Origin of the sequence: Aliarcobacter lanthieri (assembly GCF_013201625.1) — a bacterium.
GTDB classification, from domain to species: domain Bacteria; phylum Campylobacterota; class Campylobacteria; order Campylobacterales; family Arcobacteraceae; genus Aliarcobacter; species Aliarcobacter lanthieri.
The window spans coordinates 1193952-1220573 of the sequence record NZ_CP053839.1; the positions used below are offsets into that span (position 1 = coordinate 1193952).

General features: G+C 25.0%; 26 protein-coding genes and 1 riboswitch. Of the genes, 23 read left to right on the forward strand and 3 right to left on the reverse strand.

Translation table 11 applies throughout. The annotated features are described in order from the left end of the window. The first annotated feature begins 279 nt into the window (after positions 1–279). From ALANTH_RS06045 to ALANTH_RS06075, 7 genes are all read left to right on the forward strand, one after another. Positions 280–1005, forward strand: coding sequence for a sulfite exporter TauE/SafE family protein (locus ALANTH_RS06045; RefSeq protein ID WP_026807762.1), 726 nt, complete (start codon positions 280–282; stop codon positions 1003–1005). Between the two features lie 31 nt (positions 1006–1036). Next, a complete protein-coding gene (locus ALANTH_RS06050; protein ID WP_026804323.1) occupies positions 1037–1219 on the forward strand; it encodes a hypothetical protein in 183 nt (60 codons plus the stop codon). A gap of 14 nt (positions 1220–1233) precedes the next feature. After that, on the forward strand, positions 1234–3060 hold the full coding sequence (locus ALANTH_RS06055) for a TonB-dependent receptor plug domain-containing protein (RefSeq protein ID WP_026807763.1): 1827 nt from the start codon (positions 1234–1236) through the stop codon (positions 3058–3060). Between the two features lies 1 nt (position 3061). Beyond that, positions 3062–3895: an ABC transporter substrate-binding protein gene (locus tag ALANTH_RS06060; protein ID WP_026807764.1), complete on the forward strand. Its 834-nt coding sequence runs from the start codon at positions 3062–3064 to the stop codon at positions 3893–3895. Then, on the forward strand, positions 3870–4568 hold the full coding sequence (locus tag ALANTH_RS06065; RefSeq protein WP_026807765.1) for an ATP-binding cassette domain-containing protein: 699 nt from the start codon (positions 3870–3872) through the stop codon (positions 4566–4568). The genes ALANTH_RS06060 and ALANTH_RS06065 overlap by 26 nt, the downstream gene beginning before the upstream one ends. Next, positions 4565–5524 (forward strand): FecCD family ABC transporter permease, encoded by a 960-nt coding sequence (locus ALANTH_RS06070; RefSeq protein WP_026807766.1) that lies wholly within the window; start codon positions 4565–4567, stop codon positions 5522–5524. The genes ALANTH_RS06065 and ALANTH_RS06070 overlap by 4 nt, the downstream gene beginning before the upstream one ends. A gap of 73 nt (positions 5525–5597) precedes the next feature. Continuing rightward, the gene (locus tag ALANTH_RS06075) at positions 5598–6992 is read left to right on the forward strand and encodes a cation:proton antiporter domain-containing protein (protein WP_228133190.1); all 1395 of its coding nucleotides are present in this window, start codon (positions 5598–5600) and stop codon (positions 6990–6992) included. Between the two features lies 1 nt (position 6993). Here the strand turns inward: ALANTH_RS06075 and ALANTH_RS06080 are convergent, their stop codons facing one another. Then, complete coding sequence (locus tag ALANTH_RS06080; protein WP_026807767.1) at positions 6994–7485, reverse strand: SixA phosphatase family protein; 492 nt, start codon at positions 7483–7485, stop codon at positions 6994–6996. An 82-nt stretch (positions 7486–7567) separates the two neighbouring features. On the opposite strand from ALANTH_RS06080, the gene ALANTH_RS06085 reads away from it, so the two are divergent. The 10 genes from ALANTH_RS06085 to ALANTH_RS06130 all read left to right on the forward strand — a co-directional run bounded on the left by ALANTH_RS06085 (position 7568) and on the right by ALANTH_RS06130 (position 18666). Beyond that, positions 7568–8167, forward strand: a complete 600-nt coding sequence (locus tag ALANTH_RS06085; RefSeq protein WP_026804329.1) for a transglutaminase-like cysteine peptidase — start codon at positions 7568–7570, stop codon at positions 8165–8167. Further along, positions 8164–10044, forward strand: a complete 1881-nt coding sequence (locus tag ALANTH_RS06090) for a bifunctional diguanylate cyclase/phosphodiesterase (protein WP_026807768.1) — start codon at positions 8164–8166, stop codon at positions 10042–10044. The genes ALANTH_RS06085 and ALANTH_RS06090 overlap by 4 nt, the downstream gene beginning before the upstream one ends. An 84-nt stretch (positions 10045–10128) precedes the next feature. After that, the gene (aroB, locus tag ALANTH_RS06095) at positions 10129–11163 is read left to right on the forward strand and encodes a 3-dehydroquinate synthase (protein WP_026807769.1); all 1035 of its coding nucleotides are present in this window, start codon (positions 10129–10131) and stop codon (positions 11161–11163) included. Next, complete coding sequence (locus tag ALANTH_RS06100; RefSeq protein WP_026804332.1) at positions 11164–12843, forward strand: mechanosensitive ion channel domain-containing protein; 1680 nt, start codon at positions 11164–11166, stop codon at positions 12841–12843. A gap of 11 nt (positions 12844–12854) precedes the next feature. Next, entirely contained in the window at positions 12855–14123 is a 1269-nt protein-coding gene (gene mtaB / locus ALANTH_RS06105; protein WP_026807770.1) for a tRNA (N(6)-L-threonylcarbamoyladenosine(37)-C(2))-methylthiotransferase MtaB, read from the forward strand. Further along, positions 14083–15591: an AAA family ATPase gene (locus ALANTH_RS06110; protein ID WP_228131131.1), complete on the forward strand. Its 1509-nt coding sequence runs from the start codon at positions 14083–14085 to the stop codon at positions 15589–15591. The genes mtaB and ALANTH_RS06110 overlap by 41 nt, the downstream gene beginning before the upstream one ends. Beyond that, positions 15578–16096, forward strand: coding sequence for a pimelyl-ACP methyl ester esterase BioV (gene bioV, locus ALANTH_RS06115; RefSeq protein ID WP_119171291.1), 519 nt, complete (start codon positions 15578–15580; stop codon positions 16094–16096). The genes ALANTH_RS06110 and bioV overlap by 14 nt, the downstream gene beginning before the upstream one ends. Further along, positions 16093–16620, forward strand: coding sequence for a molybdopterin adenylyltransferase (mog, locus tag ALANTH_RS06120; protein WP_026804336.1), 528 nt, complete (start codon positions 16093–16095; stop codon positions 16618–16620). Before bioV ends, mog begins: the two co-directional genes overlap by 4 nt. Positions 16621–16628: 8 nt before the next feature. Continuing rightward, positions 16629–17075 carry an SRPBCC domain-containing protein gene (locus ALANTH_RS06125; RefSeq protein WP_029888328.1) on the forward strand — a complete coding sequence of 149 codons (447 nt, stop codon included), beginning with the start codon at positions 16629–16631 and terminating at the stop codon, positions 17073–17075. A 103-nt stretch (positions 17076–17178) separates the two neighbouring features. Continuing rightward, the gene (locus tag ALANTH_RS06130; protein WP_026807772.1) at positions 17179–18666 is read left to right on the forward strand and encodes an ATP-binding cassette domain-containing protein; all 1488 of its coding nucleotides are present in this window, start codon (positions 17179–17181) and stop codon (positions 18664–18666) included. 26 nt (positions 18667–18692) lie between these two features. Here ALANTH_RS06130 and ribB read toward each other — a convergent pair whose 3' ends face one another. Beyond that, positions 18693–19325: a 3,4-dihydroxy-2-butanone-4-phosphate synthase gene (gene ribB, locus ALANTH_RS06135; RefSeq protein WP_026807773.1), complete on the reverse strand. Its 633-nt coding sequence runs from the start codon at positions 19323–19325 to the stop codon at positions 18693–18695. Between the two features lie 75 nt (positions 19326–19400). After that, a riboswitch (FMN riboswitch) is annotated at positions 19401–19543 on the reverse strand. Between the two features lie 35 nt (positions 19544–19578). Next, on the reverse strand, positions 19579–19851 hold the full coding sequence (locus tag ALANTH_RS06140; RefSeq protein ID WP_051488733.1) for a DUF2798 domain-containing protein: 273 nt from the start codon (positions 19849–19851) through the stop codon (positions 19579–19581). Positions 19852–20245: 394 nt separating this feature from the next. On the opposite strand from ALANTH_RS06140, the gene ALANTH_RS06145 reads away from it, so the two are divergent. From ALANTH_RS06145 to ALANTH_RS06170, 6 genes are all read left to right on the forward strand, one after another. Then, positions 20246–21271 (forward strand): GNAT family N-acetyltransferase, encoded by a 1026-nt coding sequence (locus ALANTH_RS06145; protein WP_157833597.1) that lies wholly within the window; start codon positions 20246–20248, stop codon positions 21269–21271. Positions 21272–21288: 17 nt separating this feature from the next. Continuing rightward, positions 21289–21528: a helix-hairpin-helix domain-containing protein gene (locus ALANTH_RS06150; protein ID WP_026807774.1), complete on the forward strand. Its 240-nt coding sequence runs from the start codon at positions 21289–21291 to the stop codon at positions 21526–21528. Between the two features lie 95 nt (positions 21529–21623). Continuing rightward, the gene (locus ALANTH_RS06155) at positions 21624–22103 is read left to right on the forward strand and encodes an RNA polymerase sigma factor (RefSeq protein WP_026804341.1); all 480 of its coding nucleotides are present in this window, start codon (positions 21624–21626) and stop codon (positions 22101–22103) included. Further along, the gene (locus ALANTH_RS06160; protein WP_026807775.1) at positions 22103–23038 is read left to right on the forward strand and encodes a FecR family protein; all 936 of its coding nucleotides are present in this window, start codon (positions 22103–22105) and stop codon (positions 23036–23038) included. Before ALANTH_RS06155 ends, ALANTH_RS06160 begins: the two co-directional genes overlap by 1 nt. Before the next feature lie 185 nt (positions 23039–23223). Then, positions 23224–25563, forward strand: a complete 2340-nt coding sequence (locus tag ALANTH_RS06165) for a TonB-dependent siderophore receptor (RefSeq protein ID WP_026807776.1) — start codon at positions 23224–23226, stop codon at positions 25561–25563. A 284-nt stretch (positions 25564–25847) separates the two neighbouring features. Then, a complete protein-coding gene (locus ALANTH_RS06170) occupies positions 25848–26621 on the forward strand; it encodes a virulence RhuM family protein (protein ID WP_228133191.1) in 774 nt (257 codons plus the stop codon). Position 26622 lies beyond the last annotated feature (1 nt).

The window sequence follows — 26622 nt, forward strand, 5'->3', positions numbered from 1 at the left end:
CATTATAATATTTATATGATAAACAGAAAGTTAAAAATATTTTCGTAAAATAGGACAAATTTTATCTTATTTTAATATTAGGAGTATTATAATTCTTTCATAGGATATTTGTATTGAATCCTCCTACTACTAAATACAATATTTTTTAGTATCCTATACTTTTTTTGAAATGAATTGAATAATATATCAGGCTTTACAGTTTTTCCCTCTGTAAAGCCTTTTTTTATGCCAAAATTTATATAATCACAGATTATTATTTACTTTAGATTGGTTTATATTATGGAAACTTTTAGTTTAATATCAATTATTAGCATTGCAGTGTTTGGTTCTTTTGGTCACTGTATTGGTATGTGTGGTGGAATTGTTGTTGCATACTCTAGTTCAAAAATAAAAGATGAATATACAAAATTAAGACAAATTATTGCACATTTAATGTATGGATTTGGAAGAGTTACTTCTTATTCTATATTAGGTGCTATTTTTGGTTTTCTAGGTTCTGTTATCGCATTTACAGCTATGACAAAAGGAATTTTATTTTTTATAACTGGAATAATACTTGTATTAATAGGATTTTCACTTTTAGGAAAACTAAAATTTCTTACGAAAGTTGAACACTCTTTTTCAAAATCTAAAGCTTATCAAAAAATATTTAGACAAGTTGTATCTAGTGATTCATTTTTTAGTTTTTATTTTGTAGGAATTTTAAATGGATTTTTACCATGTGGATTTGTATATGTTTTTGCTATAACTGCTGCTAGTACAGCTAATGTTTTAGAAGGTGCTTTTGTTATGTTTATTTTTGGACTTTGCACAATTCCAGCTTTATTTGTATTGGGTTTTTTTATTGGAGTCTTTAAACAATCAAAATTAAGAGATGTTTTTATGAAGTTAGCTTCTATTTTAGTAATAATTTTTGGACTTTTTACTATGTATAAAGGATTTGTATTTATAGCAAGTCAAAATAATATGATGATAGAACACAATCATAATATAAATAATCATTAAGAGATTTACCATATTTTGTGAAGGAGGAAAAATGTTTATTAATACAAAGAAATATTTTAGTTTTTTTGGAATTTTATTTGCAACAGTAAGTAGAAAACTTTTAAGTAATTGCTGTACAATAGAATCTATTTTGAAAAAACAAGCAAAAATAACTAAAGAGTTATTAAAAAAACAACTCAAACCAATAAAACTTTATTTAACAAATAATATATAAATATAGGAAAAAATATGAAAAATAAAATATCTACAAGCTTAGTTGCAAGCTTTTTATTAGCAACAAATCTTTATTCAACAGACACTTTAGAAACAATAACTGTTACAAGTGTTACAAAATCAGAGCAAAAATTAAAAGATGTTACTTCTAATGTTGATGTTATAACATCAGAAGATATTGAGGCTAGAAAATTTAAAACAGTTGCTGAAGCTTTACAAACTATTGCAGGTGTTCAAGTATCACAAAGTGGTGGAATAGGGCAACAAACATCAGTTTTTTTAAGAGGAATGGATTCTAAAAAAACTTTAGTTTTAGTGGATGGTATAAGATACAATGACCCAAGTGGAAATGGAGCAAACTTCGAACATTTAATGATAAATGATATTGAAAGAATTGAAGTTATAAAAGGTGCTCAAAGTAGTATTTGGGGAGCAGATGCAAGTGCTGGAGTTATAAATATTATTACAAAAAGTGCAAAAGATGGAACATATGGAAGTGCTAATATTGAGTATGGAAGATATGATACAACAATAGCAAAAGCAAATATTTCGCATAAAAATAAGAATTTTGATGCAAATTTAGGTGTAACAAGAGTTGACACAAATGGTTTTTCAGCAATGTCACCCAAAAGTAGCGAAGCTAAAAAGTATGAAAAAGATAGCTATGAAAATACAACTGCCAATATAAAATTGGGTTATAATTTTAATGAAAACAATAGATTATCAACTTCTTATGAAATAATTGATACGAAAACAGATATTGATGGAAATGATTCTTTTTATAATCCAGATCCAAATAATACAGATAAAGCAAAAACAAAAACTCACTTAGCAAATCTTACTTATGAAAATAAAAATGATATTGCTCTTACAAAAGTATATGCGAACTATACAGATATTAAAAGAGAATATACAAGTAATACTCCTAAATATAAAGGTACTATAAAAGAGTATGGAGTAAATACAAGTATAGATTATTTAGATAACTCTTCAAATCTTGTTTTAGGTGCTGATTATAAAAAGTTTGAAAATAAAGCAAATATAGATAAAAATTATGACAATAAAGGAATTTTTATCTCAAATACAAATAAATTTTTTGATAATAAAACAATATTCACTCAATCTTTAAGATATGATAAATATAGCGATTTTGAAAATAAAACAACAGGAAAAGTTGGAGTTAAACAATATATTATTGATGATTTAAATATTAGTGCAAACTATGGAACTGGATATAATATTCCAAGTACTTTTGAATTGTACGATGCTTCTAGTGGAAATATAAATTTAAAACCAGAAAAAACAAAATCTTATGATGTTGGAGTTGAATATAAAGGTTTTTCTGCAACTTATTTTAATTCAAAAATAGAGAATTTAATAAATTGGGAATGGACAGGACCAGGAGCATATGATGGGAAAAATAAGAATATAGAAGGAAAGAGTAGATTTAAAGGTATTGAACTTGCATATAAAAACTCTATTACAGAAGATATTTTCCTTAATTTAAACTATACAAGACTTAGTGCAAAAAATAAAGATGAACAAGAGTTTGGAAGAAGACCAAAAAATAAAGTTGGTTTTGGAGTTGATTATTATGGTTTAAAAGATTTTCATTTTAATATAAATGGTGAATATATTGGAGAAAGATATGACTTTAATAATAAACAAGGTGCAAAGACTGGAAACTACACAATTTGGAATGCAGTCGTTGATTATGATATTAGCAAAAATTTCTCGACTTATGTAAAACTTGATAATATTTTTAACAAAGATTACCAAATTGTTGATGGTTATTCAACAAGCCAAAGAGCAGCTTATATTGGATTAAAGGCTAGTTTCTAATATGAAAAAGCTACTTTTATCTTTTTTATTTTGTACTTATTTATTATCTTATGAAAGAATTATTACATTAAGTCCATCAGTAAATGAGATAGTTTATGCCCTAGATTTAGGGTATAAAGTAGTTGCAAATACAGAGTTTTGTGATTATCCACAAGAGTCAAAAAAAGTACAAAAAGTTGGTGGATATGGTAATGTTTCACTAGAAAAAGTAGTTTTATTAAATCCTGATATTATAATAACTCACGATTTTGATGAAAAATTAAACAAAAACCTAGAAAAATTAGGCTTTGAACTTAAAGTTTATAGTACAAAAACTATGAAAGATATACAATATACTATCACAGATTTAGGAGAAGTTTTTGAACAGAAAAAAAAAGCAAATGAATTAAACAACAAAATAAATGAAGCTTTGAACTCTTTAAAAAATATAGTAACAAATCAAAAAATATTAATCGTAATAAGCCCACAAAATACACTATCAAATCAGATTTATGTAGCTGGAAACTATGTATATTTTGAAGATATCATAAAGCAAAGCCAAAATGAAAATGCATATTTTTCAAACTCAAAAGCTCAACCAGTTTTAAACACAGAGAAGATAATCAAATTAAATCCAGATATAATAGTTTTATTATCACCATTTTTAGAAGATAAAAAAAATGAAGAAGAAAAGATAATCAAACTTTGGGAAACTTTACCAATAAATGCAAGTAAAAATAAAAATATCTATTCAATTTCAAAGGAATATGCTGGTATCCCAAGTAATAGAGTAGAGTATTTTATAGAAGATTTTAAAAAGATATTAGAAGATGTTAGAGATAAGAAATTACAATAACTTTATATTAAAAGATATATCATTTTTTCTAAATAATGATGAAAATCTATTAATTTTAGGAGAAAATGGAGCTGGAAAATCAACTTTAGCAAAAGTTTTATCAAATTTAATAGCAAATGATAATGTAAAAATATTTGAAGAAAATTTATCAAAAATTTCAAATCAAAAAAGAGTAGAGTATATAAACTATATTCCACCAAAATTTGAGATTTTTGATGAATTTATGACTGTTTTAGAGTTTTTACAAATATCTTTTATAGATAATATTGATGAAAATAAGTTAAAAGAAGTTTTAAACCTATTAAAACTAGATAAATTTATAAAAAAATCTTGTAAAAATTTAAGTTCTGGAGAAAAACAACTTTTATTAATAGCTAGTGCTATTTTACACAATGCAAAAATTACAATTTTTGATGAATTAACAGCAAATTTAGATATAAATAGAATAAAAGATATTTTTAATATACTTAACTCAAATTTATTAAATCAAAAGATTATTATAACTCATAATCTTGATTTTGCTTTTGCACTTAAATACAAAGTTTTATTTTTAAAAGATGGTAAAATAGAGTTTTATGGTACAAATAAAGAATTTTTTGAAGATACAAATCTAGAAAAAATTTATAATAAAACTATAAAAAAAGTTCAAAATCATATAGTAGTAGATTTATGAAAATTACATTATATATTTTTTCATTTATAATCATTTTATTATCTCCATTTTTAGGAGATATCTCTTTAGATTTTCAAAATATAGTTGATTTTACTTCTAAAGAAAATATTGTTTTTTGGGATTTAAGAGTTCCAAGAATAATTTTAGCTTTTTTTGTTGGTGGAATTTTAGCTTTAAGTGGACTTATATTTCAATCAATATATAAAAATGAACTTATTACTCCATATACTTTAGGTATAGCAAGTGGAACTACGCTTTTTACAGCAATTACAATAGTTTTTTTACCTTTTATTCCTATTTTTATAGGCTCTATTTTTGGCTCTATTTTTACTATAGTGATTCTATTTTCTATATCAAAAGTTTTAAATAATAGAATAATTTCTAACTCTACAAATTCTATTTTACTTATAGGAATTGCATTATCATATTTTTATGGTTCAGCTTTAATGATGACTTTTTATATGAGTAATTTACAAGAAAATTACTCAATAGTAAGATTTACTTTAGGAAGCTTAGATATTGTAGGTTTTAAAGATAGTTTTATCGTAATGTTTGTTGGTTTAATTTTTATATTTTTTATAAAATATTTTAAAAAAAGTATAAAATTAATACTTATTTCAAATGAAACAGCATTTTTAAAAGGTTTAAATGTAGATAAAACTAATTTAATATTACTTACTTTTGTATCTTTATGTATTGGAATAACTATTAGCTTTACTGGACCAATTGGTTTTATTGGACTTGTAATTCCACATATTGTAAAGTTAATTTATAAAAAAAGTGCAGAGAAATTGTTTTTTCCTACTTTTTTCTTTGGTGGTGTTTTTTTATTATTTTGTGATTTAATTTCAAGATTAATATCAACATCTTCTGTTATTCCAATAGGAGTAGTTACCGCTTTTATCGGCGCTCCATTCTTTGTTTATTTACTAATTAAAAAAAATAAATTACTATAAAATTAATTTAAAAATTTAATTTTACTTTAATATTAATCATATATGATGTTAAAATTTTTTTTAAAGGATTAAAATGAAAAAAATGTACACCTACTTGATGATAGTAACTTTATTCTCCTTCGGGATAGTAATAATGTTATATTTAGGATATGTCAATAGTAATGTTTCTATTGGTACTCTTCAACTTACAAGTGAAAATGGAGTTTTTAATGATTTAAAAACACTAATTCTCAATCAATTTCATCACCCTTTAGCTCTTCTTCTAACTCAAATTATTGTTATTATGATAGCAACTAGAATTTTTGGTTTTATTGCAACAAAAGTTTTATTACCAATTGTTGTAGGAGAGATTATTGCAGGGATTATTTTAGGACCATCTTTTTTAAGTTCTATGCTTCCAGCTTTTTCAGAAACTTTATTTCCTAAATCTTCTTTAGGTAATTTAAGTATGATTAGCCAGCTTGGATTAATCTTTTTTATGTTTGTTATTGGAATGGAACTAGATTGGGATAGTTTAAAAAGTAAAACAAAAGAGTCTGTTGTTATAAGTCACTCTAGTATCTTATTTCCATTTTTTCTAGGTGTTGGTTTAGCACTATTTTTATATAGTTCTTTTGCACCTGAGAATGTATCCTTTATTCCTTTTGCCTTGTTTATGGGAATTGCTATGAGTATTACAGCATTTCCTGTACTAGCTAAAATAGTAAAAGAAAGAAATATCTCAAATACTTCTTATGGAGCTATGTCATTAACTTGTGCAGCAGCAGATGATGCAACAGGTTGGTATATCTTAGCAATAATTATCGCTATATCTTCATCTACATCATTAGGTGCATCTGCTTTATCTTTAGGATTAATAGTTGCTTATATGCTTATTATGATATATTTGATTAAACCATTTTTAGCTTGGTTTGCTGCTAGATATAAAGATGATACTACACTTAATATGAGTATGGTAGCAATTATTTTGATAGTTTTATTATTATCTTCACTTGCTACTGAAATCATAGGAATTCACGCATTGTTTGGGGCATTTATAGCTGGAGTTATAATGCCATCAAATAAAGATTCAAAATTAAGAGAAATGTTAATTCCAAAAATTGAATATGTAAGTGTACTTGTACTTTTACCATTATTCTTTGCATTAACGGGTCTAAGAACACAAATTGGATTGATGGAAACATCATATCATTGGTATATTTGTGGGATTATTATCATAGTTGCAATTGCAGGAAAACTTTTAGGTGCTGCTTTATCCTCTAAATTTATGGGATTCTCTTGGTCTGATTCATTTAGAATTGGTGCTTTGATGAATACAAGAGGATTGATGGAGCTTATTGTTTTAAATATTGGATTTGAATTAGGAATTTTGAGTGCTGAATTATTTGCTATGTTTGTAATCATGGCATTAGTTACTACAGCAATGACAGGACCATTACTTCATCTAATAGATAAAATAAAAAAATAGTCTAGATATATTTTTTAGGGAACTCAAAAGAGATTAACTTTGAGTTCCTTTTTGAAATATCTTTCCAAAAATCTATATCAAATTCTATTTCTACAATCCCACAAGTTGGAATATTTTCTTTAAACTCATTCAGTAAAAAATTACTTAAATCATTAAGTCCTGGATTATGTCCTATTAAAAAAATAGTATTATATTTATTATTTACACTTTTTATAACATTTAAAAGATTTTCAAAAGGAGCTTCATATATATTTTTTTCAAAAACTATGTCTTTTGTATAGTTAAATTCATTTATAAAATATTTTAAAGTTAATTTTGTTCTTATAGATGGTGAAGATATTATTAAATCAGGAGACAAATTCTTTTTATTCAATAGGTTTGCCATAAAAGGAGCATTTTTTTTACCTCTTTTATTTAAAGGTCTATCAAAATCATCTAATAAAATATTAGACCAATCTGATTTTGCATGTCTAATTAAAACTAATTTTTTCATATATATCCCCTAAAATATTTTTTTTAATTTTAGCATAATTTAAAAAAAGTTAAAAAAACAATATTTTAGATATAATAGTCTTATGAAAATTTTTATGAGTATCTTTTTTCTACTATTTTTTACTCTAAATGCAGATTTTGTTAGTTCATCTTTAATAGATAAAGTTGAAGCTAAATATGGGAAATTTGCAAAAAATAGGTTTGTAGCCTTAAATAACCTATTGGAGAAAAATAAATCTTCAGATCTAAATACAAAGCTTGAAAAAGTAAATGATTTTTTCAATGGTGTTAAGTATGCAAGTGATCAAAGTATTTATGGGGTTAGTGATTATTGGGCAAATCCTTATGAGATGCTAGCTAGAGATAAAGCAGATTGTGAAGATTATGTTATTGCTAAATATTTTGCATTAGAGTATTTAGGAATACCAACTTCAAAAATGTTTTTAACTTACGTTAGGGTAAAAGCATCAAATGAAGCTCATATGGTACTAACATATTTTGAAACACCAAATTCAGAACCATTAATTCTAGATAATTTGAAAAAATCTATTCAACCTGCATCAAAAAGAACTGATTTAGTTCCTGTTTTCAACTTTAATCCAAATATACTAAAAGGTGAAAAAACTGCTGCTCATAAAAAATGGGATACTTTAATTAAAAATTATAAAGGACAGAAAATATGAGTTTATTTAAACAAGTTTCAATAGTTTTAAGCTTTATCTTTTTAGTACTATTTGTATTAATTGTTGGCTTATCTTTTAATATAATAAAAGATTCAGCTTCAAAATCTTTATATGATAATGTACAAAATAGTGTTACAAGTACAAGTTTATCTATTACAAATGCTGGGGTAGATGAAGGATCAATAAAGACTGTCATGAATGCTAGTTTTGACAATGGTAATTATGCAAAAATTGTATTTAAAAATACAAATGAAGAAATTATCTATGAAAGAGTAAAAGAAACAAAATCTAGTGAATATAAAAATATTCCTGAATGGTTTATCGATTTTGTTGATATCGGTGATATTTCAGCACTTGCAAGTGTATCTGAAGGATGGAATGTTTTAGGTGTCTTAGAAATTTATGGAGATAAAGAAGTTTTTTATGAACAAACATATTCAATGTTTATAAAACTTGTACAATCCTTAATAACTAGCTTTATAGTATTAATGATAATTTTATTTTTCTTATTTACTTTTATCTTAAAACCTTTAAAAATCATAAATGAACAAGCAAAAGCAGTTATGAATAATGAATTTATAATATCAAATAAAATCCCATTTACTGAGGAGTTTAAATCTCTTACTTTTGGTATAAATAGTATGGTTAAAAAATTTGAAAGTATGTTTAAAAATACGAATGAAGTACTAAAAACAAATAAAGAGCTTCTATACTTTGATGAACACTCAAAAATGAATAATAGAAAATACTTTATATTAAAAGCGAATGAATATTTAGATAAAGATAGTACAAATAATAAAGGCTTTTTAGTATTAATAAATATAAATATTCAAGATATAAATAAAACATATGGTTTTGCAAAAACAGATAAACTTTTACAAGATTTAGGTAAAACTTTAAAAGAACATTTTGCTGATGATATAAATGTTATAGCAAGATTAAGTGGTCCTGATTTTGTAATACTTATTCCAAATTCAAGTGAAGATATTGTAAAAGAAAATTTAGACAATTTAATAGAAAATTTAAAAACTATTGAAGAATTAAAAAATAATATATATTTTGGAATGTTGAAATATGAAAATGAAGAAGGTATGAGAGAACTATTTACAAAAATAGATTATACATTCTCTCAATCAAAAATTCATACTGATAAAAACTATTTTTATGCTAAAAATATAGAAAAGTTTAAAACAAAAGAAGAGTGGATTAATATTTTAAATCTATCTTTAAGAGAAGAACATTTTAGACTAATTCATAGGGATATAGTTGATATTAATTCAAAATCTGAATTATTAAAAACTATTAGTTTTGAACTTGATTTTAAAGGTGAAACTATTAGATATGGAGAGTTTATAGCACCTGTTTTAGAACAAAATAGATTAGATGAAGTATATTTACACATTATAGAAAAAGTATTCAAAAATAGTGATGAACTTGGGCTTGTATCTATTCAATTACCTACAATGTTTATTGAAAAACTAAGTAGTTATGCAAGATTAAAAGAGATGTTATCTAAATATAAAAATCTTGCAAAAAATGTTATTTTTGAAATTGAAGAAGAAGCATTTAATAAAAACTTAAATAGTACATTGATGTATGTTGAGCTATTTAAAGATTTTAATTTTAAATTTGCAATATTCAACTTTATTGCAAATAGTGATGACTATAACTATTTAAAAGAGTTAAAACCACTTTATATAAAAGCTTCAAAATTCTTCTTACTTGAATCAAGACAAAGTTTAAATATGTTAAAAATTTTAACTCAATCTTTAGATATAAAACTTGTAGCTACTTCAGTAGATGAAATATCTGAAATAAAAACTTTAGAAGAGATAGGAATAGACGCTATTTCTGGTTCTGTCATGGCAAAACTTTAAGATTTAAATTTAAACAAAAAAGGCTTTTTTTAGCTTTTTTTGGATATTATCTATACTTATACAAAATATAATGGAAAATAGATAATGACTGTAAAAATAAACCTCTCAGAAGAAAATTCATACGAAATTTATATTGAAACACTAAAAGAACTAAATTTTGATAGAAAAGTTGTCATTGTTACAAACCCAACTATTAGTTCTTATCATCTTGACTATTTAAAATCAAAACTTAGTGCAAAAGAGATTACTATTTGTACAATTCCTGATGGTGAAAAGTATAAAAATATGCAGACATTAGAGCAAATTTTAGCTTCATGTTTTGAAGCAAGACTTGATAGAAAATCTTTGCTTATTGCATTTGGTGGCGGAGTTATTGGAGATATGACAGGATTTGCTGCTTCTATATATCAAAGAGGTATAGATTTTATTCAAATTCCTACAACACTTCTTTCTCAAGTTGATGCAAGTGTTGGTGGAAAAACTGGAATAAATAATAAATATGGAAAAAATTTAATAGGAACTTTTCATCAGCCAAAAGCTGTTTATATAGATTCTTCTATGCTTAAAACATTACCAAAAAGAGAGTTTGGAGCTGGAGTTGCAGAAATAATTAAGATGGCAGTTACATTTAATAAAGATTTTTTTATTTGGCTTGAAAATAATGATTTAAATGAAGGAAATAATATAGATATTGCTATTCAAAAATCTGTTGAAACAAAAGCTTGGGTAGTTTCTCAAGATGAAAAAGAACAAGGTTTAAGAGCAGCATTGAACTATGGACATACTTTTGGGCATGTAATAGAAAATGAAACAAATTATAATACATATTTACATGGTGAGGCAGTTGGAATTGGTATGTGTATGGCAAATGCTTTAGCTGTTAAGTTAAATCTTATGAGTTTTGAAGATACAAAAAGAGTAGAAAATTTATTAAAAAAATATGATATACCAACAACTTATAAAATAAAAGATGTTGAAGATTTTTATGAACATTTTTTCTTAGATAAAAAATCTTCAAATAATAAAATTAAATTTATTGTTCCTATTGGTATTGGTGATTGTAGAATTACTGATGAAATTGAAAAAAATGATGTTATTGAAGTTTTAAAAGGATTTTAATTGTTAAAAAAACTATTTTTAGCTTTTGTACTAATAAATTTTTCTTTTACAAGTATTTACTTTTTAAGTGCGAATGAAAAAGTAGACAAAAAATTAGAAAATAAAAATACAAATAATGCAAATAATAAAGATGATGCTACTTTAGAAATTGAGAATATGGTTGAAATAAATATTTTATTAGAAAAAATCAATAAAATAGAATCAAGCTTTAAAGATAATATATTATTAAAAAGATACTCTAATTATTTATCTTATAGTAAAATTTCAGCAGAATTAGATCAATTAAAAGATAGTTTAAAGAAGAAAAATAATCTAGCAGAAGAATTAGAATATCAACTTCTAAATAAAATTAGAGTAAAAGAAAATGAATTAGAATTAATAGGTGAGTATAAAGGTTCTCCTATTGGTTCGCTGATGAATCCACCAGAAATAGAGAAGTTTGAAAATATAACAAATCCTTTTGGAATAATCAATGCTTTATCAAATATTAAAAAAATAGAGAATAATAGACAACAATTTACTGCTTTAAAATTACAAATAGAAAATACTTTTCAAACTTTAGAAGAAGAGTTAAATAGTTATAAAGAACTTTATACTCTTGATCCCAAAAGTGAATATAAAGAGAAAATGATATTTTTAGAAAAACAAAAAAGAGATTTTGATATTGTTTTAGATATTGTAACTACAACTCAGGAAGTATATGGTAAAAAGATTGAACAGATAATTTTAGAGATTAAAAACCAAATAACTCAACAAATACAAAAAATGTTTTTAATATTTGGTATTATAATTTTCTTATTTGTTATTTCATTTTTAGTTAAACTTACTTTGAAAAGATACTTTTCACAAACTGAAAACTATTATATGGTAAATAAAATCATAAATTTTACATTGGCATTTTTAGTTTTGATGGTATTACTTTTTTCTTATATCGATAATGTTTCATATCTTGTAACAATCCTTGGATTTGCATCTGCAGGTATTGCTATTGCTTTAAAAGATTGGTTTATGTCACTTTTTGGTTGGATGGTTATTGTAACTTCTGGATTTATTCAAGTTGGAGATAGAATTAGAGTAACAAAAGGAAATGTTGAAACAGTTGGAGATGTTTTAGATATCTCACTATTTAAAATTACTATAAGAGAAGATATTACTTTAATTACATATATGCATAATAGAAGAGCTGGAAGAATATTCTTTGTTCCAAATAACTATATTTTTTCTGAACTTATAGCAAACTATAGTCATAGTGAATTGAAAACTGTTTGGGATGGTATTGATATGACTTTAACTTTTGATTCAAATCATAAAAAAGCACAAAAGATAATTAGAGAAATATTAAAACATTACTCAAAAGGTTATAGTGATATTACAAGAAAACAATTATCTAAAATGAGAAATAAATATCAGTTAAGAGCTACTGGAGTAGAACCAAGAGTATTTACTTTTATAGAACCACATGGCGTTGTGATTTCTGGTTGGTATCTTACAAACTCTTTTGCTGCATTAGTTTTAAGAAGTACAATTAGTACAGAAATTCTTGAAGCATTTATGAAAGAGAGTGATATTCATATTGCTTACCCAACACAACAAATTAATATTAATAGAACATCAAATCCTTATGGTCCAGCAATGAATAGAAAAGTTGCTCCTGAAGAATTAGAAGAGATGAAATTATAGGATAATATTTTATGAATTTTTCACAAAACAAACCAAAAGTATATTTTAAAACTTTTGGCTGTAGAACAAATCTTTTTGATACTCAAGTTATGATTAGTAATTTAAGAGATTTTGAAGTAACACAAAATGAAAAAGAGGCAAATATTGTAATAATAAACTCTTGTACAGTTACAAATAGTGCTGATAGTACAGCAAGAAGTTATATAAATGGTCTAAAAAATCTACCTACAAACCCAAGAGTTATATTTACTGGTTGTGGAACAAGAACAAAAGGAGAAAAGCTTTTTAGTGAAAATAAAATTGACTCTCTTTTTGGACACTCTGAAAAAGAGAATATTAATGAACTACTTTTAAATAATGATAGATTTTTTCAGCTTGGTGATTTAACTCACTTAGATAAAACTATAGTTGAAGAGTTTGTTGGTAAAAGTAGGGCATTTATAAAAATTCAAGAAGGTTGTGATTTTAGATGTTCATACTGTATTATCCCTTATGTAAGAGGTGATGCCAGAAGTTATGAAGAAAAAGTTATATTAGAACAAATAGATACTTTAGCACAAAATGGTTTTAGTGAGTTTATTTTAACTGGTACAAATGTTGGAAGTTATGGTAAAAAACAACATACTTCATTGGCAAAATTACTAAAAAAAATGTCTCAAATTAAAGGTGTAAAAAGAATACGAATGGGAAGTATTGAACCAATACAAATAGATGATGAATTTAAAGAACTTATAAATGAACCTTTTATGGCAAAACATTTGCATATTGCACTTCAACATACTTCAAAAGATATGTTAAAGATAATGAATAGAAGAAATAAAGTTTTAAGTGATTTAGAACTTTTTGAATTTTTAAAAGATAGTGGATATGCACTAGGAACAGATTTTATAGTAGGACACCCTGGTGAAACACCTGAAATATGGAAAGAAGCTATGATAAATCTTAAAAAGTTTCCATTAACACATGTTCATGCATTTACTTATTCAAAAAGAGATGGAACACCAAGTGCTACTATGAAACCTGATATAAAAGGTGATATAGCAAAAGATAGATATATTGAACTTGTAGAAACTATAAAACAAAAAAACTATGATTTTAGAAAAAATAATAGAACTAAACTTGAAGTATTAGTTGAACAAGAAAAAAATGGAAAATATATAGGACTTGATCAATACTTTAATCAAATTGAAATAAGTAGTGATAAAGATTTAGTTGGAGATTGGTTATATTTAGAAGATTATGAAGTGGAGTTTACTAAAAATGCAACAAGATTCAAATAATAAAAATATAGAAAAAAACTTTAAGTTGATGATTATATCAGCTATTGTTCTTGTAGTTTTATTTTCTTATACTATTTATAAAAGTAGTTCAAGTATACAAGGAAGTTCATATTATATAGGTATAGGTTTTTTATTTGTTTTACTTATCTTTTCTCTTGTCTTAAGAGCAAATCAAGATAAACTAAGAAAATATTTAGAGAAAAAAAGAGGAGTAAAAACTACTACGAACTCTTTTGATATTGAACTTCAAAAAACAACTCAAAAAGTTACACAAAAACCTCAAGAAGATTTTGAAAGTAATATTAAACCAGTAACTTCAAATATAACTTTTAAAGATGTTGCAGGAATAAAAGAGATAAAAGAAGAGCTTGAAGAGATTGTTGATTTCTTAAATAATCCTAACAAATATAACAAATTCGGTGTAAAACTTCCAAAAGGAGTGTTACTTGTAGGAGCACCTGGTGTTGGAAAAACTTTAATAGCACGAGCAGTAGCAGGAGAAGCACAAGTACCATTTTTTTATCAAAGTGGTGCTAGTTTTGTACATATTTATGTGGGAATGGGAGCAAAAAAAGTAAGAGAACTTTTTACTCAAGCAAAATTAAATGCTCCTTCAATAGTATTTATTGATGAAATAGATGCCGTTGGAAAAGCAAGAAGTGGAAAATCAAATGATGAAAGAGAATCAACTTTAAATGAACTTTTAACTCAAATGGATGGATTTGATGGAGAAAGTGGAGTTATAGTAATAGCTGCAACAAATAAAATTGAAGTTTTAGATGATGCACTACTAAGAGCAGGGCGATTTGATAGAAGATTGTATGTAGGACTTCCAAATATTGAAGATAGAAAACAGATTTTAGAGTTATATTTAAAAGATAAAAATAGTAAAGTTGATATAGAAAAGCTTGTAAATGAAACTGCTGGATTTAGTTCTGCTGCTCTTTCTACACTCGTAAATGAAGCACTTTTAAATATGATAAAAAATGATAAAAAAGTCTTAGATTATAGTGATATTGAAGTTGCAAAAAATAAATTAGAGTTTGGAAAAAAACAAATAAAAATATTAGATAATGAGCAAAAAGAGATTTTGGCTATTTATCAAGTAAGTAAAGCATTTATTTCAAAAAGTAAAATATCTCTTTTAGATGAAAGTGTCTCAAAATTGAACTCAACTTATCCATCTTATAGTGAATTATGTGAAAATATAAAACGTGATTTATCTGGTTTGGTAGGTCTTGAAGTAATAAAAAAAGAAAAATTTGCTATAAATAGTGAAGATTTAGAAAGAGCATACAAATTAGCTGATATGGTTGTAAATAAATATAAAATGGCAAATAATATTGATGAACTTATACTAAATATTAAAGATGAACTAAAAGTTGAATTATCTTCAAATGTAAGTGAAATATTAAGATTAAAAGATATTATGCTTAAAAATGAGGTAATAACTCTTGATGACTTGTAAGAATTTTTTTAGTGGTTTTTGCTTTATTAATGAATGTGAACTTTTTGAAGATTATATAGTTAAAAATGATTTTACAATTCAGGGATTTTCGTATGGTGCTATAAAAGCTTTTGAGTATGTCTTAAATTCTAAAGAAAGAATAGATAAACTTCAACTTTTATCCCCAGCTTTTTTTCAAACAAAAGATGATAAATTTAAAAGAATGCAGCTTATGTTTTTTAAAAAAGATGAAAGTTCATATATAAATACTTTTTTAGGAAATGTTAAATCTCCAATTTATAAAGATATAGATAAATATTATAAAAAAGGAAGTTTTGAAGAGTTAGAAGAACTTTTAAACTATGTTTGGAATGAAGAAAATTTAAAAAAAGTTATAGAAAAAGGTATAAAAATAGAAGTCTTTTTAGGTGGAAAAGATTTAATAGTTGATAGTTTAACTGCAAAAGATTTTTTTAAAAACTATTCAACTGTATATTATTTTAAAGATAAAGGACACTTATTATGATAGCAAAAATTGGGATAGTAACAACAAGTGATAGAGCAAGTGCTGGAATATATGAAGATTTATCAGGAAAGGCTATAATAGACACTCTAAATGATTATTTAAAATCTCCTTGGGAAGCAGTTTATAGATGTATTAGTGATGATAGAACTACTATTGAAGAAACTTTAAAAGATTTAGTTGATGAGCAAAATTGTTGTTTAGTTGTAACAACTGGTGGAACAGGACCAGCTGTTCGTGATGTAACGCCTGAAGCCACAGAATCTGTTTGTGATAGAATGATGCCAGGTTTTGGGGAACTTATGAGAAGTGTGAGCTTACAATATGTTCCAACTGCAATTTTATCAAGACAAACAGCAGGATTACGAGGAACTTCTTTGATTGTAAATCTTCCAGGGAAGCCAAAATCTATTAAAGAGTGTCTTGATGCAGTTTTTCCAGCAATACCATATTGTATAGATTTGATGGAAGGTCCATATTTAGAAACTAATGAAGATATTATAAAAGCTTTTAGACCAAAAAAATAGGACTAAGAATGTTTAAAAATGAGATAAAAACATATATAACAATACATTCAACACCAAATAAAATATGGCAAGAACTTATAAATTTTAAAGAGTATAAAAATTGGAATCCATCTATTATAGATATTAATGGAGAGTTATATGAAAATAAAACTCTAAAAATTGTAGTAAAAATAGATGAAAAAACTATGATTTTTAAACCTAAAATTTTAAAATATGAAGAAAATAAAGAGTTAAGATGGCTTGGTAAAATATTTTTAAGTGGAATATTTGATGGAGAACACTATTTTTTAATAAAAGATAATAATGATGGAACAACTACTTTTATTCAAGGTGAAAAGTTTAGTGGAATCTTAATACCATTTTTTGGGAAAACTATTTTAAATACAAAAAAAGGTTTTGAAGCTATGAATGAAGAGCTTAAAAAAAGAGTCGAAAAGACTATAAATAATCAATAAAATTTAAAAGGAAAAAACAATGAATACTTTATATTAATTCAAGGATAAAATCTAAAAATATAATTATCCTTGATACTAATCTGCAACTAAATCAAGGAATTTCATGCAACATTTACAAATAAACAATCTTACATTCAAATATACAGATAGAAATATATTTACAAATCTAAATCTTAATTTTGAGCCTTTTTCTTGGAATTGTATAATTGGAAATAATGGTTCAGGTAAAACTACTCTTTTAAAGCTTATTTCGAAAAAAATAACCCCAGAAACTGGAAATATAGTTGGAAATGATTTAGTATATTATTGTCAACAAAATCTTGATGAAACTCCTAAAGGCTTTGATGATTTTATATATACTTACAATAGTAAAACTTTTAAGTTAAAAGAGTCACTTCATATTCAAGATGAATGGTTTTATAGATGGCAAACTTTAAGTTATGGTGAGAAAAAAAGAATTCAAATTGCTATTGCTTTATATCAAGAAGTAGATGTATTATTGTTAGATGAACCTACTAATCATTTGGATTATAATTCAAAAGTTATTGTAGTAGAAGCTCTAAAATATTTTAGAGGTATCGGTATTTTAGTTAGCCATGATAGAGAAATTTTAAATTCTTTATGTACAAATACAGTTATAATAGAAAATCAAAATATTTATACTTATAAAAGTACTTATGAAAATGCAATAAAAGAGTTACATCAATATAAAAACTTTTTGCACAAAGAGAATGAAAATATAAACAAAGAACTAAAAAAACTTAAAAAAAATATTCAAACTCAAAAAGAGAAAGTATTAACATCTAAATCTAGATTATCAAAAAAGTATGTAGATAGAAATGATAAAGATTTAAAAAATAAAATTAATCTTGCTAAACTTACAGGTAAAGATAAAAATGATTCAAAATTAGTCTCAAATTTTTCTAAAAAATATGAAGAAAAAGTATTAGAAAGAAATATTATAGATAAAGAGTTTGAAAAAGGGATACAAATAGAAAATGATATTTTAAAAAAAGATTTATTCTCTTTTTATTTAAAGGAAGGAAGTTTTAAATTATCAGAAGATAAAACTTTATATTACCCAAGTTTAACTATAAATTCAAATGATAAAATCGCAATTATTGGAGATAATGGAGTGGGAAAAAGTAGTTTTTTAAAATATCTTATTTCAAAAATATTTTTAAATAGTAGCTATTTATATCTTCCACAAGAAATAGAAAACAATCAAGTTAACAAACTATATGAAGACATAGAATCTTTTGATAATAATAAGAAAGGATTACTTTTTACTTTTGTAAGAAGATTGTCTTCTAATCCAGAAAATATTTTAAATAATATTTTTGCTAGTCCTGGAGAGCTTAGAAAACTTTTTATAGCAAAAGCTTTATTAGAAAATATTAGTTTAATTATCCTTGATGAGCCTACAAATCATATGGATATAAATTCTATTGAATCTATTGAAAAAGCTTTAAAAGAGTATAAAAAAACTTTAATTATTGTAAGTCATGATAAAATATTTATTGAAAAATTAGAACTAAAATTATGGAATATTACTAAAAGAAATATTCAAGAATTTACTTTAGTTATTTAAAAAAATGAAGAGATTTTATAATCTCTTCATATAATTTTATTTTTTGTTCTATATTCAATAATCTCTTTTATACTTATAATTGGCATTGAATATTTTTTAGCAAAATCTGTTATTTGTTCACCTTTTGCCATTGTTCCATCTTCATTTGTTATTTCACATAAAACTGCATTTGGTTCTAAATTTGATAACTTCATCATATCAACACTAGCTTCTGTATGACCATTTCTTTCTAAAACTCCACCTTCTTTTGCACATAATGGAAATATATGCCCTGGAGAAATAATATGATTTATTCCATCATTTTTTAGTGCTGATTTTATAGTTGTTACTCTATCTTTTGCACTAACTCCAGTTGTTATACCTTCTTTTGCTTCTATTGAAATAGTAAAAGGTGTTTGAAATCTTGAGTTATTTGATTTAACCATCATAGAAAGATTTAATTCTTCAACTTTTTTAGGAGTTAAACATAAACATACAATTCCACTACATTCTCTGATAAGTAGTGCCATTTGTTGATTTGTGATTGTATTTGCATGAAAGATAATATCTGCTTCATTTTCTCGATTTTTATCATCAGTTATGATGATACCATCTCCATTTTGAAGTGCTTTTATAGCTTTGTCAATATTTTTTTGAGAATTCGACATTTGTTGATTCATAGTTTTCCTTTTTTATAAAGTAAACTTATTGAATCAGGGCAATAAACCTAATTTTGTTAACAAAATAATAAAGTTTAATCTTCTCTTTCATCCAGACTATAACTGTTGGTTTTGGATTCTCACCAAATCTGCTTGACCCTTATAAATATAAGGCGCTCGTGGACTTCTATAAAATAGTTACCACCAGTAAGGAATTTCACCTTGCCCTGAGAAAATAAATTTGCTGGAATTGTAACTAAGTATTACTTAATTACTATTCGCTTTTTATTAAAGTATTTGTTAATCTTCTTACAATTGGAAGAAGAATTAATAAAATAGGAAAGGCTATCATCCAAGATATAACCCATGAACTCATCCATAAGCTAACTAATGTATCTTGAAACCCAACTACTCTGATTGTACTTATAAATGATACAATAAGTGTCATCAATGATGATAAAATAAATGGCATGATAATAGCACTTGATTTTGTAGGAAATTTTGGAATTCCTAATAAGATTGTTTGTTTTTTGAGATTTTTACTCATAATAGTACCCTTTTTTACACTAAACAGCTTCAAAAACGCTAATCTATATTTTATAGTTAAATATCTGGATCTGTCCAGTGTACTATATTAAATTTAGCGCATTGATTGACGTTAATGCTCACGACTACTCTAAATGAGTTTGCGATGAAATTCTATTTTATAGTAGCTTAATTTTTAATAAAACAATTCATTTAGCAAACAATTGTTAAAATTAATAAAATTTTATAAGATATTGATATTATAAATACAAATAAAAACAGAAAGATTAAATATAAGAACTTTTCATAACAATTATTTAATGGATATTTTTGATATTTGCAAAGATAAAGAGATTTGTAAATATTTATAGAAACATGATTAATAGTTTTATGAAGTTTGAGTTTAAGAGTTTAAAATGAAAAAATTTTTAGAAGAAACAGAAATAATTGACTTTAATAACAAAGAAGTTTTTAATCTTGCAATTGAGTTGGCAAAAGATTGTAAAACAGATGAAGAAATAGCAAAAAATTGTTTTTTGTATATAAGAGATAATATTCATCATAGTGGTGATTTCAAAGATGAAATAACTACTTACAAAGCTAGCGATGTTTTGAAATACAAAACTGGTTGGTGTTATGCAAAATCTCATCTTTTAGCAGCACTTTTAAGAGCAAATGGTATTCCTGTGGGATTTTGCTATCAAAGATTATCTTGTAGTGAATATAAAAAAGATATTTATTGTTTACATGGATTAAATGTGATTTATTTAAAAGAATTTGGTTGGTATAAAGTTGATGCAAGAGGAAATAAAAAAGGTGTAAATGCGCAGTTTACTCCACCTTTGGAACAACTTGCTTTTAAGCTAGAAAAAGATGAGTTTGATTTACCAAATATTTATTCAAAACCTTTAGATGTTGTAATTGAAGCTTTGAAAAAAAATAAAACTTATGATGAAATGATAGATATTTTTCCTGATATTTCATTTTTAATAGTTGATTATAATAAAAAATATTTAAAACAAATAGTTGAATTATTTACAAATACAATTTATAATATAAATAAAAAAGATTACTCAAAAGAGCAGTTAAATGCTTGGGCAAATCCAAAGTATAATTTAGAACTTTGGGAAAAAAGATTTGAGAAATCAAAACCTTTTTTATGTATTTTAGAAGATGAAGTTGTTGGCTTTTGTGAGTACTATGATGGATATATTGATTGTTTTTATGTTCATCATAAATATCAAAATTGTGGTATTGGGAAACTACTTTTAAATCATATATTTAAAATTTCAAAAGAAGAAAATATAGATAAAATCAAAGCAGATGTTAGTATTACTGCAAAATCATTTTTTGAGAAATTTGGTTTTATGGAAGTTAAAAAAAATTTAGTTAAAATAGATAATATTGAGTTGATAAATTTTAGTATGAAAAAAAACAACTAATAAGAAAAGGATAATATATGCCATTTTCAAAAGAAGAGAAAGAAGAACTTTTAAAAGTAAAATTTGTAGGAGAAACTGTTATAAAAAGATTTGAACAAATAGGAATTGACTCTTTAGAAAAACTTTCAAATAGTAGTGTAGAAGAGATAACAGATATTGTTTCAGATATTTTAGGAAGTTCTTGTTGGAAAAACTCTCCACAAGCTAAAAAAGCTGTTTTTAATGCTATTGAGTTTGCAAAGAATTCTAAAAAATAAAGATGAAAATTAAAATTTAAAAATAATTATTCTAATATGAGTATAATTCTAGTTATGATAGTATTTCTTAAAATTTTCTAAAGGATTGCTCTTTTATGGTACAGTATTATCAGGAATTAGTATATTATGTCCAAAAAATGATAGGTGATAAAGACAAAGCTAAAGATATAGTACAAGAGTCTTATATTAGAATGTTAGATGCAAAGATAGCTACTCCCATAGAAAATCAAAGAGCTTTTTTATATAAACTTGCAAGAAATATTGTTTTTGATCTTTCAAGAAAAGAGAAACACTCAATGTCAATAGAATATGAAGAAAATAATTTTAGTATTCCAAAAGAAGAACAACCTGAAGAATTATTATTAGAAGAGTATCAACAAGAGTTATTATTTCAGATATTGGAAACTATTCCACCTAAAAATGCTCAAGCATTTATTTTTCATGTTTTTGAAGGATTAAGTAGAAAAGAGATATCAATAAAGATGGGGATAAGTGTAGCTGCAGTTGAAAAGCATATTATTCGAGCTAGTGAAAAGATAAAAGAAAAATTAGAAAGTATTGAAGGGTTTAATTGATGATAAATATTGATGAACAAGCTATTTATTGGCTTATAAAAGAAAAAGAAGGATTAAATCCAAATGAAAAAAAAGAGCTAGACAATTGGTTAGAAATAGATCCATCTCATAGAAAATCTTATAATTCAAATAAACTATTAAGACAAAGATTTATAGAACTTCCAAACAGTATGAAAGAAAAACTAATAGAGAAAGCAAATAAAGGTGCAACAAAAACAAGATTTATAGAAAAAACTAAAAAATTTGCTATTGCTGCTTCTATTTTTCTCTGTATTGGATTTGGAGTAGATTATTATTTTATTCCTACATATTCACAAAGTTTTGTTTCAATAAAAGATATGCAAAATACTGTAACTCTTCCTGATGACTCAAAAATAGCTTTAGATGTACACTCAAATATGAATATCAATTATTATAAAAGTAGTAGAGATATAGAATTATTAGAGGGAAGGGCAGTTTTTTATGTTGAAAAAGACAAACAAAGACCATTTATCGTAAAAACAAAAGATATTCAAATAGAAGTAGTTGGAACAGCTTTTGAAGTATCAAATTTTGATGATGATATCAATATAAATGTAAAAGAAGGAACTGTAAAAGTATCTTTTGATAAAAAATATATCTATTTAAATAAAGGAGATAAAATAGATATAAATAAAGATAAAAAATTGGAAGTTTCAAAAGTAGAGGTAGATTATATAGCAACTTGGGAAACTGGTTTTTTAAATTTCAATAAAATACCTTTAGAAGAAGTTTTAAAAGAATTTTCAAGATATACAGATATAAATGTACAGTTTCAAGATGAAAAAGTTTCAAATACACAAATAACTGGAAACTTTGCAATCAATGATTTTGATAAATTTTTATTAGCTTTACCAAAGATATACTCTATAAAAGTTGATAAAAATGAAAATAATTTAAGATTTTCAAGAAAATAATTAATATATCATTAAAAAAAATGATATATTAAAACTACAAAAAGCTTATAAAAACAAACTTTTCTATATAAAATTATAAAATTCCAAATTTTTTTAAAAAAAGTGTCTGATTTTTAAATCTCAAACGTCATATAATCCAAAGAAACAATTTCAATAATTGTTCTTATATTTTATTAGGAGAAAATATGACAAAGTTTAAATCAGTTATTATTGCTCCTGCATTAGCTTTTCTTTTAACTACAAGCTTAAATGCAGAGCAATTTTCAATCACAAACTTATCTTTAAAACAGGCGATAGAAGAGATAAGTAAAAAATCAAATATGCCATATATGGTAGATGGAAAGCTACTAGAAGGTAAAAAAGCACCAAATATAAACAATATTGAAGGTGTAGAAAATGCTTTAAATGAAATTCTAAAAGGTAGTGGATTAGAAGCTACTATTGAAAATAATACTATTTTAATAAGTCCTACTCAAGGAGCTATAAAAGTTATAAATGGGACTTATATACTTGATGATGTTTCTGTAAAAAGTACTTTTGGAAGTACAACAGAAAATACAAATTCATATACAACAGGTAGTATGAATACTTCTACAAAATTAGATTTATCAATAAGAGAGACTCCACAATCAGTAAAAGTTTTAACAAGAGAATATTTAGATGATACAAATATCACTTCATACCAAGAGTTATTTGATAATATTACAGGTGTAACTACAAATAGAATGGATGAAAGAATACAACCAACCGCAAGGTCATTTGAAGTAGATTATTATCTTATTGATGGAATTCCAAGTGTAATGGGATTATCAGAAAGAGACCCAGATTTAATTATTTATGATAGAGTAGAACTTGTAAAAGGTGCAAATGGGCTTATGACAGGTGCTGGTAACCCTGGACTTGGAATAAATTTTATACGAAAACATGCAAATAGTAAAGTATTTAAAGGAGATATAAATTTATCTGCTGGTTCTTGGGATAATTATAGTGCAACTTTAGATGTGCAAACTCCATTAAATTCTGATGGAACTATAAGAGCTAGACTTGTAGCAAAGCATCAAGATAGTAAATCTTTTTTAGATCATTATGAAAAACAAAAAGATACTTTTTATGGTGTAGTTGATATGGATTTAACTGATACTACTTTTCTATCACTTGGTGCAAGCTATGAAAAACTTAATAGAGATTGGGTAAAATGGGTGGGATTACCTGCTTTTTATACTGATGGTACTAGAACAAATTTTGATAGATCAACAAATATCAGTTCAGATTGGACTTATTGGAATAGTGAGACTACAACAATATACGCAAAAGCAACACAATACTTATATGAGGATATTTCTTTAAATATAAATTATTTATACAAAGAATATACTCCTGAAACTGCCTTATTCTTTTTTGGTGGAAAAGTTGATAAACAAACAAGTTTAGGTAATGGATTCTTTTCTCTTTCATCAGTCGAGAGCAAATCAAAAGAGAATAATATTGATATTTATGCTTCTATTCCATTTAAACTTGGAGGATTAGACCATGAAATAGTGACTGGTTTTATGTATAATAAAAATGAATTAGTAAAAAGAAAATTAGGAACTCCTGTTTTAAGTAGTAAGAATTTATATTTTAATAATATAAATATTCCTTTAGCAACTCCAATTATTAGAAATAGAAATGGAGATTTAGATGAAACAATACAAACAGGAATATATTTAGCTGGTAAATTTTCTTTGATGGAAGATTTAAAACTTATTACTGGGGTTAGAGTTTCAGATTGGGAATATAAGAATAAAACTACTGGAGCTGGAAATAGAGAGTTTAATAATGAAATTACGCCTTATGCAGGGTTGGTTTATGATATAGATGAACATCATTCAGTTTATGCAAGTTATACAGATATATTTAAAACACAAACAAGTAAAGATATAAATGATCAATATCTTGACCCAATAGTAGGAAAAAACTATGAAACTGGTATTAAAGGTGAATATTTTGATAAAAGACTAAATACTGCATTATCTATATTTAGAGTAGAGCAAGATGGAGTTGCTACAGAAGATGAAAGTGGACCAAATATAGTTACTGGTGGAACAGCTTTTAAGGCTGCAAAAGGAGTTGTAAGTAAAGGAGTAGAGTTTGATATAAGTGGTGAAATAACTGATAACTGGAATCTTAGTTTTGGTATAGCAAACTTTGAAGCAAAAGATGCTCAAGATGAAAAATTTGAAACAAGTTCATCAAGAACAACTGCAAATTTATTTACAAAATATAAAATAAATAAAGATTTTGCTATTGGTGGTGGATTAAACTATAAAAGTAAGATTTATTCAGGAAGTGGAGCTAAGCAAATTACTCAAGATGCTTATATCTTAGCAAATATTATGGCTTCTTATGATGTAACAAAAGATTTAAAACTTCAGTTAAATATCAATAACTTATTTGATAAAAAATATTATTCTGGTATAGGCTCAAATAATATGCATTATGGAGAACCTAGAAGTTTTGCTGTTAATATGAGATATTCATTTTAATATAAAGAGAGAAATTCTCTCTTTATATCTTTTAGTATGAGTTTCAAAGTAGTTTTATTTTAATTAAGATTTCGATGATTTTAAACGGCAGACAATTTTTACTTTTCCTTTATACTCTGGAACTCATACTTAATGATATAAATAAAATCTTACAAAATGTAATATTCTTCATGCAATTTTTCTTTTTATGATAGAATTTTAGAATTGTTATCATAAGGATAAAAAATGGAAGAACTATCAAATTTAGTAGTCTATAATGATGGTGAACTAGAACTTAAATTTCGGTGGACAATCAAACAGTTTGGTTGAATCAAAACCAACTATGTGAGTTATTTGATAGAGATAAATCTGTTATTTCAAGACATATAAAAAATGTCTTTATTGAAAAAGAATTAGAGAAATTTTCAACTGTTGCAAATTTTGCAACAGTTCAATTTGAAGGGGAAAGAGAAGTAACAAGAGATGTAGAATATTACAATCTTGATGTAATAATTTCTGTTGGGTATAGAGTAAAATCTCAAAAAGGTGTGAAGTTTAGACAATGGGCAACATCTATTTTGAAGAGTTATATCCAAAATGGATATGCTAAAATAACTGAACAAAGATTATTATCATTAGAAAATGATGTAAATATTTTAAAATCTAAAATAAAAGAGAATAAACTTGAAAAAGATAGTGGAATATTTTATGATGGACAAATTTTTGATTCATACTCTTTTGTAAATGATTTATTGAAGTTATCAAAAAATGAAGTTATTTTGATAGATAACTATATAGATGATACAGTTTTTACTCTTTTGAGTAAATATCCAAATATAAATTTTACTATTTATACAAACAATATTTCAAAACAATTAAATTTAGATTTTGAAAAGTATAAAAAGCAATATAAAAATATATCTTTAAAAACTTTTAAAAATTCTCATGATAGATTTTTAATACTTGATAAAAAAGAGATATATCATTTGGGTGCTAGTTTAAAAGATTTGGGCAAAAAATGGTTCGCTTTTTCAAAAATGAGTTTAGATATAGATGAGATTTTAGATAAATTGATATAGA

Excerpts from the sequence above, each read along its gene's own strand:
- ALANTH_RS06085 (WP_026804329.1), top strand. The coding sequence starts at position 7,568 with ATGAAAATTTTTATGAGTATCTTTTTTCTACTATTTTTTACTCTAAAT.
- ALANTH_RS06110 (WP_228131131.1), top strand. The coding sequence starts at position 14,083 with ATGAAGTGGAGTTTACTAAAAATGCAACAAGATTCAAATAATAAAAAT.
- ALANTH_RS06145 (WP_157833597.1), top strand. The coding sequence starts at position 20,246 with ATGAAAAAATTTTTAGAAGAAACAGAAATAATTGACTTTAATAACAAA.
- ALANTH_RS06065 (WP_026807765.1), top strand. The coding sequence starts at position 3,870 with ATGTTAGAGATAAGAAATTACAATAACTTTATATTAAAAGATATATCA.
- ALANTH_RS06045 (WP_026807762.1), top strand. The coding sequence starts at position 280 with ATGGAAACTTTTAGTTTAATATCAATTATTAGCATTGCAGTGTTTGGT.
- ALANTH_RS06090 (WP_026807768.1), top strand. The coding sequence starts at position 8,164 with ATGAGTTTATTTAAACAAGTTTCAATAGTTTTAAGCTTTATCTTTTTA.
- mtaB (WP_026807770.1), top strand. The coding sequence starts at position 12,855 with ATGAATTTTTCACAAAACAAACCAAAAGTATATTTTAAAACTTTTGGC.
- ALANTH_RS06155 (WP_026804341.1), top strand. The coding sequence starts at position 21,624 with ATGGTACAGTATTATCAGGAATTAGTATATTATGTCCAAAAAATGATA.
- ALANTH_RS06125 (WP_029888328.1), top strand. The coding sequence starts at position 16,629 with ATGTTTAAAAATGAGATAAAAACATATATAACAATACATTCAACACCA.
- aroB (WP_026807769.1), top strand. The coding sequence starts at position 10,129 with ATGACTGTAAAAATAAACCTCTCAGAAGAAAATTCATACGAAATTTAT.
- ALANTH_RS06060 (WP_026807764.1), top strand. The coding sequence starts at position 3,062 with ATGAAAAAGCTACTTTTATCTTTTTTATTTTGTACTTATTTATTATCT.
- ALANTH_RS06050 (WP_026804323.1), top strand. The coding sequence starts at position 1,037 with ATGTTTATTAATACAAAGAAATATTTTAGTTTTTTTGGAATTTTATTT.
- ALANTH_RS06150 (WP_026807774.1), top strand. The coding sequence starts at position 21,289 with ATGCCATTTTCAAAAGAAGAGAAAGAAGAACTTTTAAAAGTAAAATTT.
- ribB (WP_026807773.1), bottom strand. The coding sequence starts at position 19,325 with ATGAATCAACAAATGTCGAATTCTCAAAAAAATATTGACAAAGCTATA.
- ALANTH_RS06075 (WP_228133190.1), top strand. The coding sequence starts at position 5,598 with ATGAAAAAAATGTACACCTACTTGATGATAGTAACTTTATTCTCCTTC.
- ALANTH_RS06080 (WP_026807767.1), bottom strand. The coding sequence starts at position 7,485 with ATGAAAAAATTAGTTTTAATTAGACATGCAAAATCAGATTGGTCTAAT.
- ALANTH_RS06140 (WP_051488733.1), bottom strand. The coding sequence starts at position 19,851 with ATGAGTAAAAATCTCAAAAAACAAACAATCTTATTAGGAATTCCAAAA.
- ALANTH_RS06130 (WP_026807772.1), top strand. The coding sequence starts at position 17,179 with ATGCAACATTTACAAATAAACAATCTTACATTCAAATATACAGATAGA.
- ALANTH_RS06160 (WP_026807775.1), top strand. The coding sequence starts at position 22,103 with ATGATAAATATTGATGAACAAGCTATTTATTGGCTTATAAAAGAAAAA.
- ALANTH_RS06070 (WP_026807766.1), top strand. The coding sequence starts at position 4,565 with ATGAAAATTACATTATATATTTTTTCATTTATAATCATTTTATTATCT.
- mog (WP_026804336.1), top strand. The coding sequence starts at position 16,093 with ATGATAGCAAAAATTGGGATAGTAACAACAAGTGATAGAGCAAGTGCT.
- ALANTH_RS06055 (WP_026807763.1), top strand. The coding sequence starts at position 1,234 with ATGAAAAATAAAATATCTACAAGCTTAGTTGCAAGCTTTTTATTAGCA.
- ALANTH_RS06165 (WP_026807776.1), top strand. The coding sequence starts at position 23,224 with ATGACAAAGTTTAAATCAGTTATTATTGCTCCTGCATTAGCTTTTCTT.